This is a genomic window from Streptomyces tatrensis, from assembly GCF_049310065.1.
GTDB lineage: Bacteria > Actinomycetota > Actinomycetes > Streptomycetales > Streptomycetaceae > Streptomyces.
This window is the reverse complement of record NZ_JBMDLB010000003.1, coordinates 59,519-81,129: the sequence shown is the minus strand read 5'-3', so window position 1 is coordinate 81,129 and position 21,611 is coordinate 59,519. Positions and strand designations below refer to the sequence as shown.

General features: G+C 67.1%; 13 protein-coding genes. 8 read left to right on the top strand and 5 right to left on the bottom strand.

Going from position 1 to position 21,611, the window contains the following annotated elements:
• Nucleotides 1-124 precede the first annotated feature (124 nt).
• The 5 genes from ACODT5_RS01005 to ACODT5_RS00985 form a co-directional block, all read right to left on the bottom strand.
• Complete coding sequence (locus ACODT5_RS01005; RefSeq protein WP_422517229.1) at nucleotides 125-1,330, bottom strand: hypothetical protein; 1,206 nt, start codon at nucleotides 1,328-1,330, stop codon at nucleotides 125-127.
• Nucleotides 1,327-2,418, bottom strand: coding sequence for a ParA family protein (locus tag ACODT5_RS01000; protein ID WP_422517228.1), 1,092 nt, complete (start codon nucleotides 2,416-2,418; stop codon nucleotides 1,327-1,329). Before ACODT5_RS01000 ends, ACODT5_RS01005 begins: the two co-directional genes overlap by 4 nt.
• A 1,758-nt stretch (nucleotides 2,419-4,176) precedes the next feature.
• The gene (locus ACODT5_RS00995; RefSeq protein WP_422517227.1) at nucleotides 4,177-4,941 is read right to left on the bottom strand and encodes an enoyl-CoA hydratase/isomerase family protein; all 765 of its coding nucleotides are present in this window, start codon (nucleotides 4,939-4,941) and stop codon (nucleotides 4,177-4,179) included.
• Nucleotides 4,931-6,307 (bottom strand): cytochrome P450, encoded by a 1,377-nt coding sequence (locus ACODT5_RS00990; protein ID WP_422517226.1) that lies wholly within the window; start codon nucleotides 6,305-6,307, stop codon nucleotides 4,931-4,933. The genes ACODT5_RS00995 and ACODT5_RS00990 overlap by 11 nt, the downstream gene beginning before the upstream one ends.
• 304 nt (nucleotides 6,308-6,611) lie before the next feature.
• Nucleotides 6,612-7,325 (bottom strand): TetR family transcriptional regulator, encoded by a 714-nt coding sequence (locus ACODT5_RS00985; protein ID WP_422517225.1) that lies wholly within the window; start codon nucleotides 7,323-7,325, stop codon nucleotides 6,612-6,614.
• Between the two features lie 1,225 nt (nucleotides 7,326-8,550).
• On the opposite strand from ACODT5_RS00985, the gene ACODT5_RS00980 reads away from it, so the two are divergent.
• The 8 genes from ACODT5_RS00980 (at nucleotide 8,551) to ACODT5_RS00945 (ending at nucleotide 21,305) form a co-directional block, all read left to right on the top strand.
• Nucleotides 8,551-10,461 (top strand): PucR family transcriptional regulator, encoded by a 1,911-nt coding sequence (locus tag ACODT5_RS00980; RefSeq protein ID WP_422517224.1) that lies wholly within the window; start codon nucleotides 8,551-8,553, stop codon nucleotides 10,459-10,461.
• 1,954 nt (nucleotides 10,462-12,415) lie between these two features.
• Nucleotides 12,416-13,906 carry a hypothetical protein gene (locus ACODT5_RS00975; protein WP_422517223.1) on the top strand — a complete coding sequence of 497 codons (1,491 nt, stop codon included), beginning with the start codon at nucleotides 12,416-12,418 and terminating at the stop codon, nucleotides 13,904-13,906.
• A 385-nt stretch (nucleotides 13,907-14,291) separates the two neighbouring features.
• Nucleotides 14,292-15,563: an MFS transporter gene (locus ACODT5_RS00970; protein WP_422517222.1), complete on the top strand. Its 1,272-nt coding sequence runs from the start codon at nucleotides 14,292-14,294 to the stop codon at nucleotides 15,561-15,563.
• Nucleotides 15,564-15,580: 17 nt separating this feature from the next.
• Complete coding sequence (locus tag ACODT5_RS00965; RefSeq protein ID WP_422517221.1) at nucleotides 15,581-16,681, top strand: GNAT family N-acetyltransferase; 1,101 nt, start codon at nucleotides 15,581-15,583, stop codon at nucleotides 16,679-16,681.
• Nucleotides 16,682-16,706: 25 nt separating this feature from the next.
• Nucleotides 16,707-17,966: an ATP-grasp domain-containing protein gene (locus ACODT5_RS00960; RefSeq protein WP_422517220.1), complete on the top strand. Its 1,260-nt coding sequence runs from the start codon at nucleotides 16,707-16,709 to the stop codon at nucleotides 17,964-17,966.
• Between the two features lie 45 nt (nucleotides 17,967-18,011).
• On the top strand, nucleotides 18,012-19,247 hold the full coding sequence (locus ACODT5_RS00955; protein WP_422517219.1) for a glutathione synthetase: 1,236 nt from the start codon (nucleotides 18,012-18,014) through the stop codon (nucleotides 19,245-19,247).
• Nucleotides 19,248-19,338: 91 nt separating this feature from the next.
• The gene (locus ACODT5_RS00950; protein WP_422517218.1) at nucleotides 19,339-20,541 is read left to right on the top strand and encodes a histidine decarboxylase; all 1,203 of its coding nucleotides are present in this window, start codon (nucleotides 19,339-19,341) and stop codon (nucleotides 20,539-20,541) included.
• Nucleotides 20,542-20,702: 161 nt separating this feature from the next.
• Nucleotides 20,703-21,305: a hypothetical protein gene (locus tag ACODT5_RS00945; protein WP_422517217.1), complete on the top strand. Its 603-nt coding sequence runs from the start codon at nucleotides 20,703-20,705 to the stop codon at nucleotides 21,303-21,305.
• Nucleotides 21,306-21,611: the final 306 nt, after the last annotated feature.

Genomic DNA, 21,611 nt, shown 5'->3' with positions numbered 1-21,611 from the left:
GTAGCAGATTGCTTGCCTGGTGCCACTCGCGGCACACCCGGGCGGTGCACCGGTAGCCCTCGGCCCCTGCCCCACAGATTAGGGGCAGGGGCCGAAAGGGTGGCAGGTGGACTGGGTCCGCTGATTACTGAATCGTCGTGACCAGGTGCTTCTGGAAGAACTCCGACAGGTGCGTGCGCTCTCCCGGCAGGCCGGCTACGTACTCAGCAAGGCAGGCGCTGACGATCTCGAAGGGCTTTGCCTGAATCCCCTGGATCGAGTCCATGAGATCCATCATGCGGGTAAGACGAGCGTTGACATCTTTTCGCAGGGAGCACACGGGCCGGTAGTTGTCCATGTTGGCGCTCTCGGGGTCACTGAGGATGTACCTGCGGTAGGCAAGTCCCTTCTGGGCGAGCTGCCACACATAGTCCCGCTCGTCCTCCATGGCGTCCATGTCGATGCCATCCGGGTCGAGCGGCCGCAGCACCGGCTCCAGAGCGGCATCGACGTAGTGCGCCGGAGTGAGCTTCGGACGCTGGAGCGTCAGCATCTTCAAGAGAGCCATGTCGGCGGTGCGCTGGGTGCCGACCTGGTCTGCCGTGAGGCCGTAGAGGTTGATGTTGCGGTTCTCAAAGGGAACTGCGTTCAACTGAGAGGCGCTGTAGACGGTCAACAGCGAAGCGTAGCCCGGTGCTTGCTGTGCCAACTCGAGCATCACTTGTTCATTGCGCTGGCGCGGCTCGTCCGGGTTGAACGGCTCGGCGGGCCTCCGTCGACCAGGCCGTCGGGCGGGGAGCCCGGACAGGGAAGCCGAGGCGCGCAAAGCAGGCGCGGCATGTCGGTCAACCCTGGCCAACTCCGCCAATCGCTCGGCGGGCGCCTCCTGCACTTCAGCACCGGGCCGACTGGAGTCGCCTCCCAGTGACAGGGGTTCACTCACTGATCCGGTGCCCGGCGCTCCCGACCCGTGCACTACCGTCCACTCATCCTCAGCCGAATTGTTGTCAGGGTGGTCAGGCTCACCCCGAAGAGCGGAGGGACCAGGTGCCGGAGCCGGCGGCGCGGTGGCGCCGCTAGCAGCGGACGAAGACTCAGGCCCGTCCGCAACGGAGCTGTGCTCCGTCTGTTCGCCCTGCTGCGGAGGGACCACGGCCTTGGTGGTGGTCGCACTCGGGGGCACGAAGGCACGGACCGGGCGGAAGTCGTCCTCGTCTTCGTCATCGTCGTCGCCCCCGAGGTCCAGGTCGGGAACGATGAGATGCTCCTTCTTGTCCGCTGCCTCGCCCCGTTTGGCGTTCGCCCTGGGGCCGGTTCCAGTGGCCGTCGTGCCGGCGGTGGACTTACTCATGACGCTCCCTGCATCTGCTTTTCACGGAGTTCGGCGTTGCGCTGGCGCACCCGGGTGATCACTCCTCGTGCCAGGTTCGAGTAGTCGTCCGCGAGATTTACGGCCGATTGCGCATCCACGTAGCGCCCGTTCTCGTCCCGTGGCCGGGGGACCAGCTCGCCGTTAGCGTCACTGAGTTGGCCAGTGGCCGCCAGTGCGAACTCTCGGGCTGGTCGACCGTGGTTGCGGCACAAGGTTGCGATGGATCGGGCGTCCCGTACGTACTCGTCCAGAATCAATCCAGGGTCCATGCCAGCGTCTGTAAGCAACTTCTCGATCTTGGCACGAACGTTGGTCAGCTCTGTGGTCGGCTCGCCCTTCACTTTTCGGAAGCCCAGAAAGGCGATCGCGGTGAGCTGCGCCTCAGGGTTGAGACGACGGTTGGCGCGAATGAGCCGTGTGACGGTGGACAGGCCTCGCAGAGCAGCGTTGTCCGTGTTGTGGATGGGCGATACGAGATGAGTGGATGCAGCCAGTCCAGCTCGCTGAATGGCCTTGTCGCCCGGTGCGAAGTCGAGCACGATCCAGCGGTACAGGTGGGAGATCTGCGCCAGAAGGAGAGCCAGTAGGAGGTATGCGGCGATGGCGTGAGTGTCGGCGAGCTTGTTGATGCGGCCGGCGATGTCGGAGCAGTGCCTACCCGAGATCGTTGCATCCAGGAACGGTCGAACGTTCTTGACGACCTTCAGCGGCCCGTCGTGAGTGATCGCATCGCGCAGGGCCTTCCCGTGATCGTTGAAGACCGTAGCGTCCAGGCCTAGATCAGTCCTTCCGTCTCCGTTGGCATCAATCTCCATGTAGAGGACCGGCAGAGCTGACTTCCCCTGGCTGTCACGGTTGGCTTGTTCCTCAGCCAACATGTAGGCCAGGTTGGTTGCCAAGGTCGTCTTTCCCTCACCGCCCTTGCCGATAGTGGAGCCGATGACGTTCCGAAGGTAGGGCCGTAGCTGCTCAACGAGCGTCGCGAGCATGGCGTCATCCGACATGTCGTCAAACTCGGCGATCGCATCGAGGCGGCTCTGCAGTTCGTTGTACTCGTAAAGTTCCAAGGCTTCTCCGCCGTCGCGAGATGGTCACGAGAACCACGCGCTGGCTCGCCCACAGTGGATGCTCTGATCCTCAATCGGCCCGCGTGTCCCTTCATGTTCGGGCGTGACCATACACGGGGCAGCAAGCTCGTGTCACGTCACGTCACATCAACCTGCCTGTCGGCGCGTTGCCGCCCACAAGATCATTCTTTACTGTCCGTATTTCTCGCCTATAGCGGAGCCGGAATGTGCTCGATTAACTCACCAGGAGTTCATCTGCGCACGCGATCTACATGAAGGCCGAACATGCAAGGAACGCCTTGACTGGTCAGGTGAGTGCCTGAGTGAGTAAGTGAGTGACGTATGTGACTTTGTGAAACATGCAGGTCAGAGGCCATTTTGCGATTTCTTGAAGGTTGACGGGAGGTGAGGGAGGATGAGTTCAGTCGAGACGCATCGTCTTGTTCGAGGGGCCGTGGGCGGGTGAGCCGTGAAATTCCAAGAGGGATGAACGGCCAACCGGCGATGAAGCGCCTCACACGCCGATGTTGTCGGGTGAGGGCCGCCGGTCTAGCTTCGAATCCTTTCAATGTCCATGAAGTGGCCCGCCCTTGGCTGCGTCTGAACAGCGGAGACTTGCGGGTCCCAGCGGCTGGCATCTACTCACAGGCTTGAGCCCGGAACTCGGTGGTGGGCTCCGGGTTGGTCACCATCGTCTCGGCGTTGGACGTCACAGTGGGAATCGCGGGGTCTGCAGTGAACCTGGTCCACGCCTGCCGCCGGCACATTTGCCTGCGGCCGGTGGCGCCGGCCGAGTTGCCGGTGCTGCGTGAGGTCTTGGAAGCCGCGGAGTAGCCGGTCGGGGGTGCGACGAGGTCCAGTGGGCGGCGGCGAACCTGGATGAAGGCGCAGGCAGGCTGTCCTAAGTGGTGGGCACGGGGTCGAGGCTGTGCGGTAGCCCCATACGGCGCCCAGACGTTGTGCGCCGCCGACCGCGGGGAGTGGTCGGTGGCAGGGCGGCCCAGGTACGTGACCGACTCGAAGAGGCCGGGTGGCAGGAGAAGCTGCTCGCTGACTCCCGACGGGATCCTCACTCGGTGGTCTGAGCGGCAGAGAGCCCGGTCCGCGTTGCTCAGCGCGGGCCGGCTCTCTGGTGCGTGGAGAGGGTGGCGTTTGGTGGATCAGGTCGCGGTTCGTTGTAGGCGAGGTGGGCCAGGAGGAGAACCTCGGGGCGGCTGAGGAGGTCGTCGGGGTCTGGTGGGGGCCCGGTAAAGGGCGTGGGCGGCCTCGAAGAGGGTGAGCAGCTTGCTGCGGGAGAGTCTTCGTCGATGTCCGGGCGCCGGGAACGCCGGTGTCGAGGGCCTACACGGTGGTCGCGAGGCACTCCATCAGCAGCGCGGCTCAGGGCGGCACGGCCGCCTAGGAGTGGTGGGTTTGGTTGGTGAGATGCAGCGGCACACCGGCACCAGCGAGGATCCGGAGAGACCAAGCAAGCAGTCGCCACAGCCCTTGCGGTGCCCTGTCGTCGGCGGCAGCCTCGGTGGGGGCCCAGGTCGCCGTCGCCGAGGGCGATGAAGCGGAGCCAGAGCCGGCCGTCGCTGGCGTGCAGGTCCAGGGTGTCGGGGTGGGTTCTCCTCCCGCGCCCGGCGGGCTGGGGCGCGCCGGAGCCGGCTGGTGGCCAGGAGGTTGTCCAGGCCGGGCAGTTCCCGGTGATCGGGGTCGGTGGGCTGGGTCCAGCCGGTTTCGGTGCGGGCGTGGACGGTGTAGTCGGCGGCGGGGTCAGTTGCCGCGTGTGCCCATGTCCCTCTTCACGGCCGCCGACCACAGTGCAGCATCGAGGTACCCGCCGACGGAGAGTTCTGCCGCTCCGGCGCGGGCGTTGAGCATGCTCTTGGTGATTCGCATGGTGGTGGGGTTGCGGCGGACGATCGGCTTGACCCATCGGGCGACGGCAGCATCCAGGTCGTCTACGGGTACCACCTTGTGCAAGATGGCCAGCTGCTGTGCTTGGGCAGCGTCGAACGACTCGGCGGTGAGCAGCAGCTCACGTATCTGTGCCTGGCCTGCCTCCACGGCGAGGCGAGGCAGGGCGCCGCCCCAAGCCGGCGGGAGGCCGAGCCCGACCTCCGGCATGCGGAAGCGGCAGGTGTCCGTTCCGACGCGCAGATCGCAAAATATTGCCAGGCCCAGTCCAGCACCTAGGACTGCACCGTGCAGCCGGGCAATGCTCACCACTCCCAACTGCGAGAGTGTCGAGCACACCCGCTGTGCTTTGTCGTTGAGTGCGCGTAGTTGGGATCCGGATGGGTCGATCTCCAGCAGCGTGGAGAACTCGGAGCGGTCGCCTCCTTTGCAGAAGTCGTCGCCGGCTCCGGACAGCACCATCACTCGTATGGCCGGGTCGTCCTCCATGGCACGAAGGACCTGCAGCAGTTCGGTGAGCATCTGGCCGTCGATGCTGTTGCCCGTCTCGGGGCGGTTGAGTTGGATGTTGAGGATGGGTCCTTCGGCTGTTGCATGAAGGGTTTTGAAGTCAGCGGGCATCAATGCGCTGGCTCGCTTCGTGTCGGGGTACGGCGAGGGTGAGGTGCAGGGAGGTGATGCGGCGGAAGACCACCCGGGATGCCCACTGTGGGGGGGCGCTCAGACGCAGTTGAATGCGTCGGCGAAGAAGCGATGTGAGCAGGGTGGTTGCTTCCATGCGGGCAAGGGCGTTGCCCAGGCAGTAGTGGATTCCGGCGCCGAAGGCCAGATGCGAGGAGAAGCGTGTTGCAGGGGCGACCTCGGCTCCGACGCCCCGCCGGCGAACGTCGAAGGCGTGCGGGTCGGTGAAGTGTTCCGGGTCGTGGTGCGCGGCGCCGATCAGAATTTGCACCGTCTCACCCGGGGCTATGGCGACTCCGCCAAGTTCGGTGTGGGCGGTCGCAACGCGGCTGACCAGGTGTATGGGGGCGTCATAGCGGAGGGCTTCGTCAACGGTGTCCGGTACGAGATCAGGGTGCTGACGCACGAGGTCTAACTGCGTGGGGTGCTCAAGCAGCAGTCGCACCGTGCTGGTGATCAGGTGTGACGTGGTTTCCAGGGCGGCGAGGATCATGAAAAGGGCCAGCGAGTGGACGGCGGCGTCTGTAAGGACGGGGTCGCCCTCCAGGTCGTCCCAGGTGCGGATCCAAGTGGAGACTGGATCATCGCCGGGAGTCCTTCGACGGTCCTGGATGAGGTTGGTGAAGTACACCTGGAGGCGCGCTGTCGCAGCGTCTGAAACGCGTACTTCACTGGCAGTTGGGAAGAGCTCCTGCGTATGGACCTGGTCGTGGGTCAAGTCGCGCAGGAGTTCATGATCTTTTGAGGGAAGCCCCATCCACTCACCGATGATCATGATGGGGAGCTTCTCGCTGACAAGCGCGACGAAATCGGCCGGCCCGCCCCGCAGCCGATCGGTGAACTCATCGAGGAGTACTTCCACCGCCCCTTCGGTGACGCGGTGCAGGTCAGCGAGTGTGCTCTGGTTAAAGACGTTGCCCAGCGGCCTGCGCATCTGAGTGTGGGCCGGTGGGTTCAGGAGGGGCAGCGTCTGGCTCATCTGCAGCGAAGCGGGGGAGCTCCACCGTGCGGCAGCGCCCTGCTGAATCCGCCATGCGCGGTCCGGGACCGTCCACTGCTTGTCGCGGAGAACCTGTTGAGCCAGGCTGTACGAATTCACCAGCGTTCCGCCCCATGGGGCGGGGATGACCTCTCCCATCCGTCTCAACTCGGCGTATATCGGGAGCGGATTCGCCTGGCCGGCACTTTCTCGAAGTTTTGAGAAGAGTGAAACAAGTTCACGCCGCTGACTTTTACGCGGCGTAGTAGTGGCGGAACCCAATGTGGCCTCTTCTCGCAAGATCAACATCTTTAGCGGTGCGAGCATACCCCCACTGTTGAGTGGTTATGCAAGAGACGCCGACTGTGAATGTTGCGTGGATCACATTTTACGCTTGCGAGGGCGTAGCTCGAGCGTCCCGCATGGCCCGTATGGCGAACCAATGGCTGAAAGTGTGGGCTGGCCGTCGACCCGTTTTCGCCAAGGCGTGAGCGTCATGGGCGGGATTAGAGCAGCTGGTAATGTGCGTGCTTCGTTAAATGCTCTTCGATCCAATCCGCTACTCCATCGGGGCGGTAGCGAGAGTAGGTGGGGGAAGGTGGGTCATGTCCTGAGGTCAGGGTCGTCTTACTCACTCTTCAGCGGCATTGTCTTGTGCTTCGCGCTCCCTCAAGAACTGCGTGTAGAGCATTTCTCCGCGATTTACGGAGAAGTCAATGTCGGGGAGAACCTGGGCGGTTGCAATGGCCTTCATCAGGTTCTTGTATCCTGTCAGTACGTGCCGCTCTACGTTCTCGTAATTCCCGTCGAGGACGCCTGCAGTCAGGATCAGTCCAGTCCAGAAGCCTGGGAGTTGTCGAGCCTGCTCCTCTGGGTCGACGTGGGGTCTGATTTCGCCTCTCTCGATGGCTGTCCTGATCTGCCCGGTGTTGAAGGTGACCCAATCTCCCCACGGTGTTCCGTACTCTTCCGTGGCGCCTGGCTCGAAGGAGAGCCTCAGTGCCGCAAGAATCCGGTCCTCGGTGCGCACCCTGTAGGACAGGATCATTCCAATGTCGACCATCTCCTGAACCATTAGGGTTTGATCCCGCAGTCCATCCCAGGTCGAGTTGAATGAAATATCTGCAGCTACGTCCTTCTTGCCGTTCGGGTAGTATTTGTAAAAGAAATTCTTGCTTGACTCGCCCTCTGCGATGATGTCGTTGACCGAGGTGCCTCGGTAGCCATATTTGATAAACAGTTTGGCGGCGGCTGCGGCGATGCGCGCCTGGCCGTCGATTGTTCGCTGCTGAATTTTGCGCGTCTTGGGTGTGGTGGAAGTAGTGTCGGGATTGGAGTCGGTCACGAGGTGTACTTTCTGAGGCATTTCGACGCCCCTTGATGGAGCGCTGAGTGTGGCTTCGAATTTTCCTGGTGCGGGCATCTATATGAAGATTGCATGCAGGATAACGGTCTCTAGGTGCCTGCCGCAGTGCAAGCATGTGACAGGTGTACAAATTTCGCTCGGCGTTCTCGCTTCGAAAAATTCCAGGGAGTCGCATTCCGCCGGACATATCCTGTATCCGGAGAGCAGCGCGGCAGTCCAGCTCCCAGCCTTGAGCAGACGGTGGATGTCGAAAGGGTTCGTGTCTGGGGACATTCTTCCTCCGCAGTGAGACTGAGAGATCGCCTGGAGTACCCGGTATCTACCAACTGCCCCCAACGGTGGCCGGCGCTCTTCCTTGAGGGCGCCGCCGTGCCGAACTGACTGGTTTCCTGGGCGGAGAGCTCCTTGGGACGGGTGCGGGGGAGGAAGGGCGCTGCGGCGGATCACTGTCCGGGGACAGGCATGCGTCAGGCACCTCACGCAAGGCGCGGAGTTGAGGTGTCGGGGTGAGGTGGCGGGTGCCGAACCGTCCGATTTGCTGCCGATCGGCATCCATTGGGCCTCCCTGCGCCGGCGTGATCGCTAGTTACTTGACGTGTCCGTGGTTAGAGTCCCATGCTGGGCGCCGAAACGGTAGACCAAGCAGTCCTCATGAGGACCATGCAGACTCGGGCAAGTCGGTCATCTGATGCCTCGTGGGGGCGAGGCTCTTCAGATGTCCGGGAGTCACCTTCAGGTACTCCACTGAGCAGGTGCCTTACTCTGCAAGGGATTCGAGACCTCGTGAGGTAGCGGGGCGAGAGGGCGTGGAGGTCCCAGCAGGAAGGGGACCGGTCAGTCTCAATGAGTCGTACTGGTCCTCGGGACGGGAGGTTGCCGGCTTGAGGTGATCGTGCGCCTTACGTAGTTCACTGCTGCTGGGAAAGGATGCTGAGCGATGGGGGACCAGGCGCTGGAGTGCTACACGAACCCACAAGCGCCGGGACTGCCCGGCGCAGTGGAAGGCTTCGTTACCCCTCCGCAGGTGGATTCCGGAGACGAGGAGGACCTGTGCCAGCGGCAACTCGGCGCCGCCCCGGCATGCCTGACCGTCTCCGGTGTGCGGCGCGCTCTGAACCAGCTGTCCGTTCACTCCTGGACGAGCGCCGGGCGCTCGGCAGAGGGTGCTTGCGCGACAACTTCCGGACTGCGGTAGGAGCGCTCGATGCCAACCCTGGGCACCCTGCCCACCCGCCAGCCTGAACTCGGACTGACCTTGGTCAGCAACTGCTCTGCTTCTGCTCAGAGAGCAGAAGTGAAGGGCGTCCTCTCCGTGACCCCGGAGAAGCTCCTCGCTGAAGGGGTGCCGTCCACGCTGGCCGACGGTGTTCTCGTGCTGATCGCCGGCACCGTTCCCTTCCGCCTGCGCGGCCGCATGACCACGGTGCTCGAGGTGCTGCTCCAGCGTATGAGCCGTGAAGGCAGCGCCGGCCTCATCGTCAACGCTGCTCCCAGCTCCCGCCAGCCGTACCCTCAGGCCATCGTGGACCTGGCCGAGCGGCTGAATATCCCACTCCTGGCCACCACCGCATCGGCGGAACAGTGGCGGGGCGTACACGAAGGCATCCAGCAGTTGCGGCTCACGTTCGCCGAGCGGCGAGCTGCCCAACTCGCCTCACTCGTCCAGGAGCTGCCGGCCCAGCTCGCCGACCAGAGGGCCATGCAGCGTATCGCCGACTGGCTCGCCCGGGCCCTCGACGTGCAGGTCATGGTCAGCGAACCTGACCGAGTCCTCGTAGCGTCACCGGCCACCGCTGCCGAGGAACTCGCGCAGGCCATCATCCGCCAATCCGTCGACGGAAACGGCCCTGACCCCAGCTCGGGGCCGCACACCCAGCTCATCTCGCTCGGTCCTTCCTCCGCTGCGGACACGGTCCTTGCCGTGGCCCGGCGTACGCCATTCGACGACGCCGATCTGTTGCTGCTGCAGCATGCCGCGAAGCTCTTGGGGCTGGTGGACCAAGCACGTCGCGAGTACAGAGCAGCCTCCGACGCCTCCCGGGCCGCTCGCAACGCCGCGGTGGAGCTCCTCCTGGACGGCGAGGTCTCCAAGGCCCGCCGCGTCATGAGGAACCTCGATCCCGGACTGCTCGATCCCGAGACGGCCCGCGTCTTCGTCGTGGAGACCTCGCCAACTCGGCGCGACGCCGCTGCGCGCCGCTGTGAAGCCGTCACGGCAGGCCGCGCCCTGGTGGTCGCCGACTCGCGCCGCCAGGACCGGATCCTGGTGATCCACCCGGTCCAGGCCGGTGAGGCAGATGACCGGGTGGCCGTCGAACTCACCCGGCTGGTTGCGGCGTTCGGGGCCGAGGCCTCGCTGGGAGGCAGCGGGGTTTACTCCCTGTCCCTGCTCGCCCATGCCCTCCAGGAAGCGAAGACCGCCCAGCGTTTCGCCCTCCACCAACCGGACTCGGTGGCCCTCTCCGTGCAGGACACCGATCTGGTCAGCCTCCTTCCGGCCCATGCCGCACAGATGTGGGCCCGCCGGCTCCTGACCCCCCTCATGCAGATCGACACCCAGTGGGAACTGCTCCGCCAGACACTTCCCGCCGCCCTCGCCTACCCCTACACAGTCGCGGCGCGTCGTCTGGACCTGCATCGCAACACCGTCACCCGGCGAGTGGCTCGCGCCGCAGAGCTGTTGAACAAGGACTTCTCGTCCCTGACGGACCGCATCACCGTGGCCCTGGCGCTCGAGCTCGTCACGCACCGAGAGCTGCCCGAGCCGCCCGCCGGGAGCCTAGAGACCGAGATTTCCACCCTCCACGGACTACTCGACGTGCCGCAGATCCGCCTCTGGGCCGAGGCGCTGCTCAGATCCGCCCGCGCGGACAGGCGCGGTCTGCTCACCACGGCGACGGCATGGCTCACCTACGACGGGCATCTGGAACCGACTGCACGCGCACTGGGCCTGTCGGAGACGACCGTCCGCTCACACATCAGGGCACTGGAGGGCTACATCGCCCGTGACCTGTCCGGCCTGAGCGGTATGCGAGACGTGCTGTTCGCCCTGCACCTGATAACGGGCGCGCCACAGCTCCCCGACACCTCCCTCGAACTGTGCGTAGCCGCTTGAGTCGACAGCGGTCCCGGTCGTAGCTCCTCACGCCCAAGCGGAACGGCTGCCACGGCCGGACCTGGCGGAGAGTTCCTCCTGGCCACCAGCCGTCGAGGATTGAACGCGGACGAGCGTTGTCTCGCCGCCGCACGGCGAACTACAGACGGCGCGGTTCAGAACTGGAGCCGCAGGAGATCGCCGGAACGGTCCTTCCCGTCAGACAAGCCTGATATCGGCAGTAGTACCGGATGACAGCTGCAGATCACGGATTTGTTCCCTGCCTGTTGGTTCATTCCCGTCAGCTGCTCGAAATCCGGTCGGATTTCAACCTGTGCACCGCCGGCTGCGGAGCACTCTGCCGAGCTACGGACGGGTCCGTACGTGATAGATCAAGGCCGAGATTCACCGCGTCCAGCCGCGAGAACGGGAAATTCGTGCCGTTCCGTTCGTGGACCGTGCGCTGCAGCGGAAATGCACCTGATGGGCCGCGGGCAGGTGTCACGGCCGTGGCGGACTACATGGATGCGATCCAGGTCAGCCCAGGTAGCGCCAACCGTTGAGCCCGTTCCGCGCTCCCGGACGCCACATGGATGTATGGCTGAAATGCTCCCAATAGTTGGCTGGAAATTGCGGGAAGTTCTACATTTCAGAGCAGTCCGCGATCGAGCAAGTGACAAGGTCAATCACCTGGTGAAACGCGTCGAGTTGACGGCTCAAGGGCTCAACGAAAAGGAGGCCGACTTTCCTCAGGTGGGGTTGATGTGCAGCTCCGCAACGCAGGAGCTTCATCGTGTGCACCGCAGATGTGTATGTGTGGCCGGTGGTGCAGGAACCCTAGGCCAAAGGGATCAGTTTGTGCATCAGAGGAATGGTGGAGCTTTCCGCATACGCATAGCGTTACCGATGCGAGCACAGCCAAACCCGCTTTCCGAGGTCTAGCAACCACAGCGAAACTCGCGCAGGTGCCGGACCACGGGGGTGTGCGGCACGGAAGCGGGCTCGCAGGACATCGAAGGCGTGCATGCGGCGATCCGGTCGCCGGAGAAAAACCGGAAGGCGGGTGCCGGGGGAGTGGTTGGAGCCACCACCACCGGATCACCCGCCGCCAGCACGAACCAGGCCCTTGCCGGGGCCTGTGCAGTTCGACTCTCAGCAGAGTCACCACCAGCAGATCCGAAGAAACCACCGGGGTCTCGCCGACGTTGCACCACGTCGGCGGAGCCAGGATAGACCAGCGTGACCCGCTGCAACAGCGCGGACGTGAGTCTCCTCCTGGCAGGCCCCCCGACCCATCGGGGCGAAACGAATGAACAGGCACCTGCCGGCCAAGCCCGCACCGCGGACGAACGCGACGGCTTCCTACGGCAACCGATGCTCCCTCAGGGAGCCGGGCCCTACCCGAGACCTCATCGCCACCGGGCTCAGCGGCTAGCACCGCCCTGCCCGACGGCGCGACCGAGCTGCCCACGGATTTACCAGATCCGCAGGCGGCCACCGCCCGGGGAAGTAGCACTTCCCCCGAGCGAGCGGCGCGCGGCAGGAGACAGGCGGCCTCCCAGCAGCTGCTCCTGCCGCGCCGCACACTTCCTCACTCCTCGCGATCGCGCCCGGCCGTCGCCGGCCCGCGGGGGCGAACCACGCCCATGGCGTCTTGCCCGCGTCGGTGACCGCGAAGAAGCGATCCCTGCGACGGAGGTTCTCGACGCCAACGGGCGCAGAACGGAATGTCCTTGATCCACCACACGCCGGAAGCCACCCATGCCGAGATGCAAGAACGGCTACGGGTGGCCGGCGAGGAGCGCCAGATCACGGCGGTGTTGGCCCCGCTCCGTCACCGAAGGCGCGCTGAGCGCGCGAAACGCACCAAGCAACTGCGCCGCACCCTGCGAAGGGTGCGGCAGACGATCCGACGTCGTCTCCACACGGCAGTCCATCCACCTCGCACGGGCACCGGCAGGAAGGTATGACCCTGATGCACCAGCAGCCCGATGGCTCCTGGCCCCCGCCCTCGCCGTCCCCGCCCTCCGCGGGCGACCGGCCCACGAGCCGGCGGATCCGACCCGCCATTGCAGCCGTCGCCGCGGCCGCGCTCCTGGCCGGCGGCGGCACCACGGCCTGGGTTCTGGCAGACTCCGCCGACCACCCGTCCAAGACATCCTCGCCCCCCGGTGCCAAGGCCAATTCCGAGGCCTCGACGAGCTCCGGGACGGTGAAGATCCCTCGGGGACCATTCGCTCCGCGGAACCTTGCTGAGGCGTGGAAGACGCCGGTGGTCACCGGCGACATTCTTCGCACCAAACTGATGGGCACCTGGCGCACCAGCAAGGCGTACTACGTCGGTCGGGGGAGTGGCCTTGAGGTCCTGGACCTGGCCACCGGCCAGTCGCTGGGCCAGATTGCACCGCCCGAGCCCGGCATGACTCCCTGCGGGATGTCCGACACGTTGAACCAGGACGGCTTCGGAGCGGTCGCCTGGCTCAGGGGAGACCCTGAGAGCCCCAGGGCCAGCTGCGACCAGATCTCGCTCGTGGACACCCGCAAGGGCAACGCGATCGTCTGGACCACCACGGTGTCCGGCGTCCCTCTTCGGGGAAAGCCGCTGACCAACGACACCGTCCGGCTCGGCTGGATGGGCGACGTACTGGCGGTGATGAGTCCCAACACGATCGTCGGGCTGAAGCCAGACAAGTCCACGGCATGGTCCTGGCAGAACCCTGGCGCCCAGGCCGGTGCCTACGTCCTGAACTGGGACATGACCGTCGCCCGTGACCGGATCATGGTGATGCTCGGAACCGAGCAGGGTGCCGACTGGACATACGAGGTCGCCACTCTCGACAATGTCGGGCGACAGCTCTCCGCCGCAGTCCCCCTGCCGGCGCCCAAGGACGGAGCCGTCGACCTGGTCTCCGCCGCGCCGATGACGGCTCTGGTCCGGCCGGACCACTTCGACCACCAGACAGCGCCCGAGCTCGTCGTCTTCAACCAAGACGGCGGTATCGCCCGGCGCATCAAGCTCGCGACCCCGGTCGGCCCCGCCCGAGCCGGCCAGCTCAACCTGCTCGGCCGCTCGGAGCGGTACAACATCCAGTTCGCCGCAGGCCGCGCCTACGTCACCTCCGGCGACCCCCTGGACCTGAACACCCCCACACACATCACCGCATTCGACATGGCCAGCGGAACGGCCCTGTGGAGCCGTCCCGTCGACACCGTCACCCAGCCCCGCTTCATCGGCGCCGACGACGACAGGGTGTACGTACTGGGCGGCAAGGCCGCAAAAGACATGGCCCTCTACGCCTACGCGGCCGCCGACGGCACCCGAACACAGATCAGTACCGTCAAGCAGCCCAACAGCCTCCTCATGCTGCAGTCCCGGATCATCGACTACACCCCCGGCAACCTGGCCATGGTCGACACGGGCAGAGACACCGCCGGAGTGTTCATGTTCCGGGCCCCCAGCACCTGATCGGACCTGATTGCCCTCGGCCGGCACCGCGCGAGGCGGACCCCGGTAACGCAAAGAGCCCGCTGAGGGCTCGTTCGGCGACCCCGGTCGCGGCGGTCCGAACCGCCCCGACTTGCTGAGGTACCTCGCTCCACGTCGCCCGCTGCGGCTTCGTGGACCCCAAGACTTCCGGTCGGCAGTCCTCCGCCGACCGGAACGACGCAGCCGGGCCGCCGTTCACACCCCCCGAACGGTCCTTAGCCGCCTCTCAGCGCGGCACGGGCCCGGCTGCCGGTGGGGACACCGTCTCCCCCGACGGTGTCCCCACCCATACCCGTCCGGCGCAACGAACCGCTGACGCCGGCCGCCCGCCAGGCACGTCCCCACCAGCCTTTCTGGAGCGTCTGTGTCAGCCACCACCGCCCCCTTCACCATCCGCAAGGCCCCCGCACCGCCCGGACACCAACGCTGGCCCGCCGCCGTCTGGGCTCTGCTCGCTACCACGCTGCTGGCACGGGGCTTCGGATTCGCCTACCCCTTCCTCAGTTATCACCTCCGGCACCTGGGCTTCACGACCCAGACCGTCGGCCAGGCCATCGCCGTCTTCGGGACTGGCTGGCTCCTCGGTCAAGTCCTCACCGGCTGGGCCTCCGACCGGCTCGGCCGCCGGCGCACCCTCGTGGCCGCTATGACAACGGCCGCGCTGTGCCTGCCACTCCTCGCGCAGGCCCACACCGCGACCGCCGTGTACGCCGGATCCCTGATCGCGGGCATCGTCTACGACGCGCCGCGGCCGGTGGTCTCCGCTGTCATCGCCGACCTCATCCCTGACGATGCCCAGCGCGCGGCGATCAACGGATGGCGGCACGGGACGGTGAACATCGGCGCCGCGATCACAGGCGCTGTCGGCGGCCTTCTAGCCGGACAGCTCGGATTCGAAGCCCTGTTCTGGTTCAACGCGGCAGCCTGCGCCCTGTGCGCACTGATCGCCCACCGCTACCTCGCGGCCGACGCCCCGACCGCCACCTCCAGAAATCCCGCCAGTAGTTCTCTCCGCTCGGCCCTGCGCGACCCGCGCCTCTGGCTGCTCTGGGCCGCCAGCAACGGCGCCCTGATCTGCGCGGCAGGCATGTTCACCACCCTTCCCATCCTGATGGAACACGACAACCTCCCCCCATCGGCCTACGGCTGGACCCAGCTCGCCAACGCGGCAGCGGTGATCGCCCTCACCCCAGTCCTGACCCCCTGGCTCAGCCGCCGCTGCGGACACCAGCGCCCCATGCTCGGAATGCTCTCCGCCAGCGCCCTCCTCCTGGGCGCGGGCATGGGCAGCGCAGGCCTCGCCGACAGCACGATCGGTTACAGCCTCGCCGTCATGGTGGCGGTCCCCGGCGAGATCGTCTTCTTCATCGCAGCCTCCGACGTCCTGAACAAGATCTCGCCCGCCGACGCCCGAGGCCTCTACGCCGGCCTGTGGGGATCGACCCTCGCCATCGGGGTGATCATCTCGCCCGTTCTCACCGCCACATCCCTGACCACGGGCGGAGCCACCCTTGCAGCGCTCACCACACTCGCCTCCGGCGTAGCGGGAGCCGCCCTGTGCCTGCCACTCAGCGGGCTCACCCACCGCCGCCCGGCCCTCACCGCGCCCACCACACCGGTTCCGGCCGTCACCTGACATCGAGGAAGATCACCATGAGCCTGACCACCCTGCACCCCAACACCCGCGCGCTCCACAGCTCCTGGCACTCCTCGGTAGCCACCCTCCCCGCCGAGCGCCGCCCGGCAACCCCCTTCCACAGCCGCGCATGGGCCGCCGCCTGGCAGACAGTGCGCACCGAACACGTACGCGGACGCCACCACCTCTTCCTCCAGGACGGCCCGCGCCAGCACCGCCTGTCCTTCTACCAGGTCAGCAACAGCCCCCTGTGGCGCGCGGCCGAGAACCGGGCCGGCGTCACCCGCCCCAGCTTCGACGCTGATGTCCTGTACGGCCCGTCGGTCTACGCCGAGTACGGAGGCCTACCCGGCGCGACCGTCCCTGTCCTCGCCGAAGCCGTCGACCGCGGCCGCGCGCTCGCCGCCAGCCTCGGCAGCGAGGCCCTGGTCATCGCGAACCTCCCGCCCGCCGAACGTACCCTGTGGCAGCAGGCCCGCACCCCCGACGCCGAAGTCGTCCTCTCCTGGGCCCACCGTGCCCGCGTGGGAGCTTCCGTCGACGAGTTCGTCGCGAACATCCCCTCCAGCGAACACGGCCGCGCCTTCCGCCAGCACCACCGCCACGGATCCGAAGCCGGGCTCACACTCAAGATCGCCCAAGGCGCTGAACTCCTCCCCGTCCTCCCAGCATTCAACGCGTTCACCTCGACCGCGGGCGACCGCCACGGCACCGCCCTCTACGGCACCGACATGCTCGCCCCGCTGACCCGGGTACCCGGCGCCGTCGGGCTCCTCGCCGAACGCCACGACGGAACACTCGCCGGCGGCTTCTTCGGCTTCCGCTACGGCTCGGCGCTCTACCTGTGGACCGCAGCAATCGACCAGACCGGCCAGGACGACCTGCACACCTACGAGTGGCTGATGTACGAGAGCGTTCGCTACGCCGCCGCCACCGGAGCCGCCGTCCTGGACGCCGGCCGCGGCAACTACGCCTACAAGGCCCGCCTCGGAATGCTCCCCGTCGCCCTGACCTCCGCGGTCTACCTCACCAACCCCAACCCCCACCTCATCAGCCGCCTCGGCGCACTGCACACCGGCATCAACCAGCGCGTGCTCAGGGCCTGGAACACGGCCTGATAACCCGAAGAGAGGCACCACCCGCGTGGACAGCACCGACATGACAGCACCGCTGCTGATCATCCTGGGCGCCGGCAGCCGTACCTGGCATAGCGACGTGCTGAAGCACATCGCCGCCCTCCACCCCGTCGCCCTGCTCGACGGCCGGCCGCCCAGCTGGGCTCACGCCCACACAACCCTCTCCATCACGGTCGACCTCACGGACACCGAAGCCGTAGCCAACGCGGTCAGCACCCTCGAAGCCAGCCGCGGAGTCGCCGGAGTACTCACCTACATCGACAGCCACATCATGCTCGCCGCGCAACTCGCGAACGGCTTCGGGCTGCCCGGCAATACCCCCGCCGCAGTGGAAGCCTGTCGCGACAAGCACCTCATGCGCTCCCTGCTCGCCGCCGCCGAGATCCCCTCCGCCCGCTCGTACATGATCCCCGACGCCGAAACTGCCGTGGAGTACGCCGTACTGCTGGGCGGGCCGGTCGTCATCAAGCCCCGCAACCTGAGCGCCGGCACCGGTGTCCGCCTCGCTGACACCCCTGACCAGGTCCGCGACGCCTTCCATGCGGCCAAGAGCGCGTCCCTGGCCGACGTCGAGCGCGCCGGTAGGGCCGGTGTCCTGATCGAGGAGTACCTCGACGGCCCCGAGGTGAGCGTCGAATGCGTCGTCCTCGGCCACAACACCATCCACATCGCCGCGATCACCCGAACCCACCTCGGCGACGACGTGGCCTTCCAGCACGTCGGCCACCTGGTGGACGCCACCGACAGCCTCTTGGCCGCCCCGCAGATACGAGAGGTGACATTGGGCGCCCTGACTGCCGTCGGCATTTCAAGCGGCGTAGTGCACGTGGAGATCCGGCTCACCAGCCAGGGCCCCCGCGTCGTCGAGATCAACGCGCACCTGAGCGACGACCTCGTTCCCCACCTCGTTCACCTCGCCACCGGACTCAACCTTCCGCAGATCAGCGCGGACCTCGCCACCGGCAACAACCCCGAGCTCATCCCCAGCCGGGGACAAAGTGCCGCCGTCCGTCTCCTCTACCCCGCTGCCTCCGGGCACGTCATGGCCGTGAACACAGGCCTCATCGCCTCCTGGCTCGAGCGCTTCCAGCGCATCGCCGCCCCCGGCAGCCGCGTCACCGCACCACCGTTCGCCACCGTGCTGGACCGGACCGCGCTCGCTGTTGTCACCGGACCCGATCCGTACACCTGCCAGCAGCGGCTCCAGCTGGTCGAAGAGCGCAGCCGCGTCCAAATCCAGGCCACCAGCCCCGCCCGCGTCGCCTGACCCGCACCACGCCACCCGCCCCACACGACACAGGAGTTCCCCACCATGGCCCTCGCCGCCCCCGCCCCCGCGGCGGCCCCGCCCGCGCACCGACGCGGTGCGGTCGCCATCGTCGCCCCCACCGGCGCCGGCGACCTGTACGCACCCGCGCTGGCCCAGCACGGCTGGGGCGCGGTAGCGGTCACCGTGCCGGGAACCGATCCGTCCAGCACTGCCGACGCCTACTCCCGCATCGTCGCGCACCGAGCCAGCGTGCGACGCACCGCCCAACAGCTCGCGGACCTCGGTGTCCAAGCCGTCCTCGCCGGATCCCCCGCAGGTACCGTCCTCGCCGAACGGCTGGCCGCCCGCCTCCACTTGCCCGGCAACGACCCCGACACCGCCGTGATCCGCCGCGACACCGGCCTCACCAGCGCGGCCCTACTCACCGCAGGCATCACCGCCCCGCGCAGTATCCGCACCACCCGGCTCTCCGAAGCACTGGAATGGTCAGCCTTCACCCAGGTGCCCGACCTCGTCCTCGAACACCCCGACCCCGTGAACCCGGGCGCCACCCTCTGCCACACCCCGGACGACATCCGCTCCGCCTGGAAGGCCACCCACCACTCCGGAAGCCAGCCGCTCGTCCTGCGAGAACACCTCCCCGGCACCCAGTACCTCATCCACACCCTGACCGGGCCCAGTGTCGACGGATCCACCGACCACACGATCACCTCCATCTGGTCCGAAATCCGCACACCCCACCAACAGGGCAACCGCTTCGATCTCCTCAACCGCCGAGGACTGCTCGCTCGCGCCCTCGCCCTCTACACCATGCGCGGGCTCACCGCCCTCGGCGTGCGCTACGGCCCCGCCCACGCAGTCGTCACCTTCATCCCCGACCGCGGGCCGGCCCTGCTGTCCCTGCGCACCGACCCCTACGCCGACGTCGACTCCGAGCTGCTGCGCCAGGTCGCCGGCCACGACCCGATCCGCGACACCGCACTGCTGCTCACCTCCGGACAGCGGCAGACGATCCCCCACCAGCCGAGGAACGCTCACGTCACGAAGGTCGCCCTCGTCCCGCACTTCGACGGCCTCCTCGACCCCTACCTGCTGCGCACCCTCACCACGCTGCCGACCGTGGCCGCCACCACCGGACTGCACGCAGGCGACCCGGTACGGGCGGGCCGGGTCGCCGGGTGGCTCCTCCTCGTCGCCGAGGCCAGCAGGGCCATCGACCATGACCACCGAGTGATCCGAGCCGCCGAGAATCTCGGGCTGTACGGGAGTCCGGCATGACACCACTGCCCGCAGCACAGACCTCGCCCACCCCTCGAGCGGTCTCGCACAGCGCGACCGGCACCTCTCTCCTGAGCCCCGGAGGCCAGTTGTGACCGACACCCTGGCGCCCCACCCGGCCCCCGAGCGCGTCCCGGACACACCCGAACTCCACATCGGGGCGCTCCCCTCGGCCCCAGAAGCGGACACCACCCGGCTGCTCGACCTCGCCTCAGCCCTGCGGGGCGAGGCACCAAGAGTCCTGGGCTTCCCCGGAAACCTGGCCTTCGACTTCAGCGACCTCGGCCCCACCCTGTCCATCTTGACCAACAACGTTGGCGACCCGGCCAGCACCGACGCGAGCGGGATCCACACCAAGCCCTACGAACAAGCGGTGGTCCGCTTCCTCGCGGAAATGGCTGGCGCGCACCCCGACGACACCTACGGCTACGTCACCACCGGGGGCACCGAAGGCATCCTCTTCGGACTGGCCACCGCACGCCGGCACCTGCCACACGCCACGGTCTACACCTCCGACCAGGCCCACTACAGCGTCGCCAGGGCCGCGAAACTCCTCGGCCAACAAGTCGTGACCCTGCCCAGCAACCGCGACGGCACCCTGGACCCTGACTCCCTGCGAGTCACGGCCTTCCTCCACCGCCGGCTGCGCCCGCACGCGGGCCGGGGCCCGGGCGCCATCGTCGTAGCCACGATCGGCACCACGATGCGGGGCGCCTACGACGATGTCACCGCCCTCCGCACGGCGGCCTCAGCGGCGGGCGAGGTCTACATCCACGCCGACGCCGCCTCCGGCGGACCGATCGCGGCCCACGCACCCTCCAGGCCCCGCTGGAACTTCCAGCACGGGTCCGACTCGATCTCCATCAGCGGACACAAGATCATCGGATCCCCCGTGCCCTGCGGCGTCGTACTCACCCGCAAGGACCTCGTCGACGAACCGGTCATCGCCAGCGAGTACACCATGGCCTCCGCCCGGACCCTGGGCTGCTCCCGCAGCGGACTCGCCCCCCTCCTGCTCTGGTCCGCCCTGCGCCGCATGGGCCACGCAGGGCTGGGCGCCCACATCACGCGCTGCCTGGAGACCGCCCAGTACGCAGCCGACCAGCTCACCCGGGCCGGCGTCCACCCCATGCGGACCACCGACTCGCTGACCGTGACGTTTGACCGCCCCGCCGACTGGATCATCCGCAAGTGGCACCTCGCGATCCAGGGGCACACCGCCCATCTGGTCACCGTCGGCCACGTCACGCGGTCGGCCATCGACGAACTCTGCCGCGACCTGCGCATTCCCTGACTGGCCCCGCCCCACTACGACCGAGGGAGACCGCGGTGCCTTTGGACCACGCACCCAACGCCGGAATCCACGAGACGATCATCGTCCTCCCCGATGGCCGCGTCCATGCGCAAGGCCTCTTGCAGGCCGCAACCGAATCGCTTGAGGTCCTCATCGGGCGGGTGTCTGACCCTCTGCGCGCCGCAGCCCGACGGCAGGAGCACCCGGTCCTGCTCAGCATCGGTCACGCCGATGGCCGCGTCGAACAGCACCAGATCTCTGCCGACGGCTCCGTCCACCCCACAGACCTACGCCCCGACGCCCATGGCGTCCCCGACCCGGTATGGAGCCGGGGGATCCCGGAGGACACCCGGCTCCTGGACCACGTGCGAGCAGCCCAACGCGCCGGCCAGTGGCGCGCCGCACAGCTGGCCACCCACCGCGCCACCCAACACCTCATTGCCGAGCACGGACGCCAACACCCCTACGTGGCACTCGGGATCGAACTGCAGGCACATTTCGCGCTCATGGCCCAGGACTTCGCCGCAGCGGCCGCCCTGTCCACCGAGGCTGCCCTTGCGATCCACCGGCTGGACGGCCCCCCGGCACAGATCCGCCACGGCCTGGCCAACGCAGTGGCCGCCTGGATCCACTCCGACCGTGACACCCGCCCCAGCGGGCCCGGCTTCGCAGTCGCCCACGCCGTGATCCGGATAGCCCCCGGCGACCAAGCGTCCCTTTCCGCGCTGCTACGACGACTCGACAAGAAGGCAGGACGCCCATGAAGACCCTCCCTTTGCCCCGACGCCCAGCCCAACCCCCGCGCGCCCAACGATCGGTCCCCCTCACACCGCCGGAGACTCTCCGGCCGCGCTTCTCCGACGCCCTTCTGCCCCACCCCCAGGGCTCGACCTGCCCTCCGAGACCGAGCTCCACTCCGTTCTCCGAGCCCCCGACTGACCCGGAGAACGAAAGAGACCCAGCCCGCCTCGGGCTGGCGGCCGGCAGTTGGCTCCACCACCCATTCCACCTCGCGGCGATCACACCTACAGACGGGACCGCGCTGGCTACGAGCCTCGGTCGACGACCGG

Bases quoted from the DNA above. Each gene is read 5' to 3' on its own strand.
- ACODT5_RS01005 (WP_422517229.1), bottom strand. From the start codon at position 1,330: ATGAGTAAGTCCACCGCCGGCACGACGGCCACTGGAACCGGCCCCAGG.
- ACODT5_RS00995 (WP_422517227.1), bottom strand. From the start codon at position 4,941: ATGCCCGCTGACTTCAAAACCCTTCATGCAACAGCCGAAGGACCCATC.
- ACODT5_RS00990 (WP_422517226.1), bottom strand. From the start codon at position 6,307: ATGCTCGCACCGCTAAAGATGTTGATCTTGCGAGAAGAGGCCACATTG.
- ACODT5_RS00980 (WP_422517224.1), top strand. From the start codon at position 8,551: ATGCCAACCCTGGGCACCCTGCCCACCCGCCAGCCTGAACTCGGACTG.
- ACODT5_RS00975 (WP_422517223.1), top strand. From the start codon at position 12,416: ATGCACCAGCAGCCCGATGGCTCCTGGCCCCCGCCCTCGCCGTCCCCG.
- ACODT5_RS00965 (WP_422517221.1), top strand. From the start codon at position 15,581: ATGAGCCTGACCACCCTGCACCCCAACACCCGCGCGCTCCACAGCTCC.
- ACODT5_RS00955 (WP_422517219.1), top strand. From the start codon at position 18,012: ATGGCCCTCGCCGCCCCCGCCCCCGCGGCGGCCCCGCCCGCGCACCGA.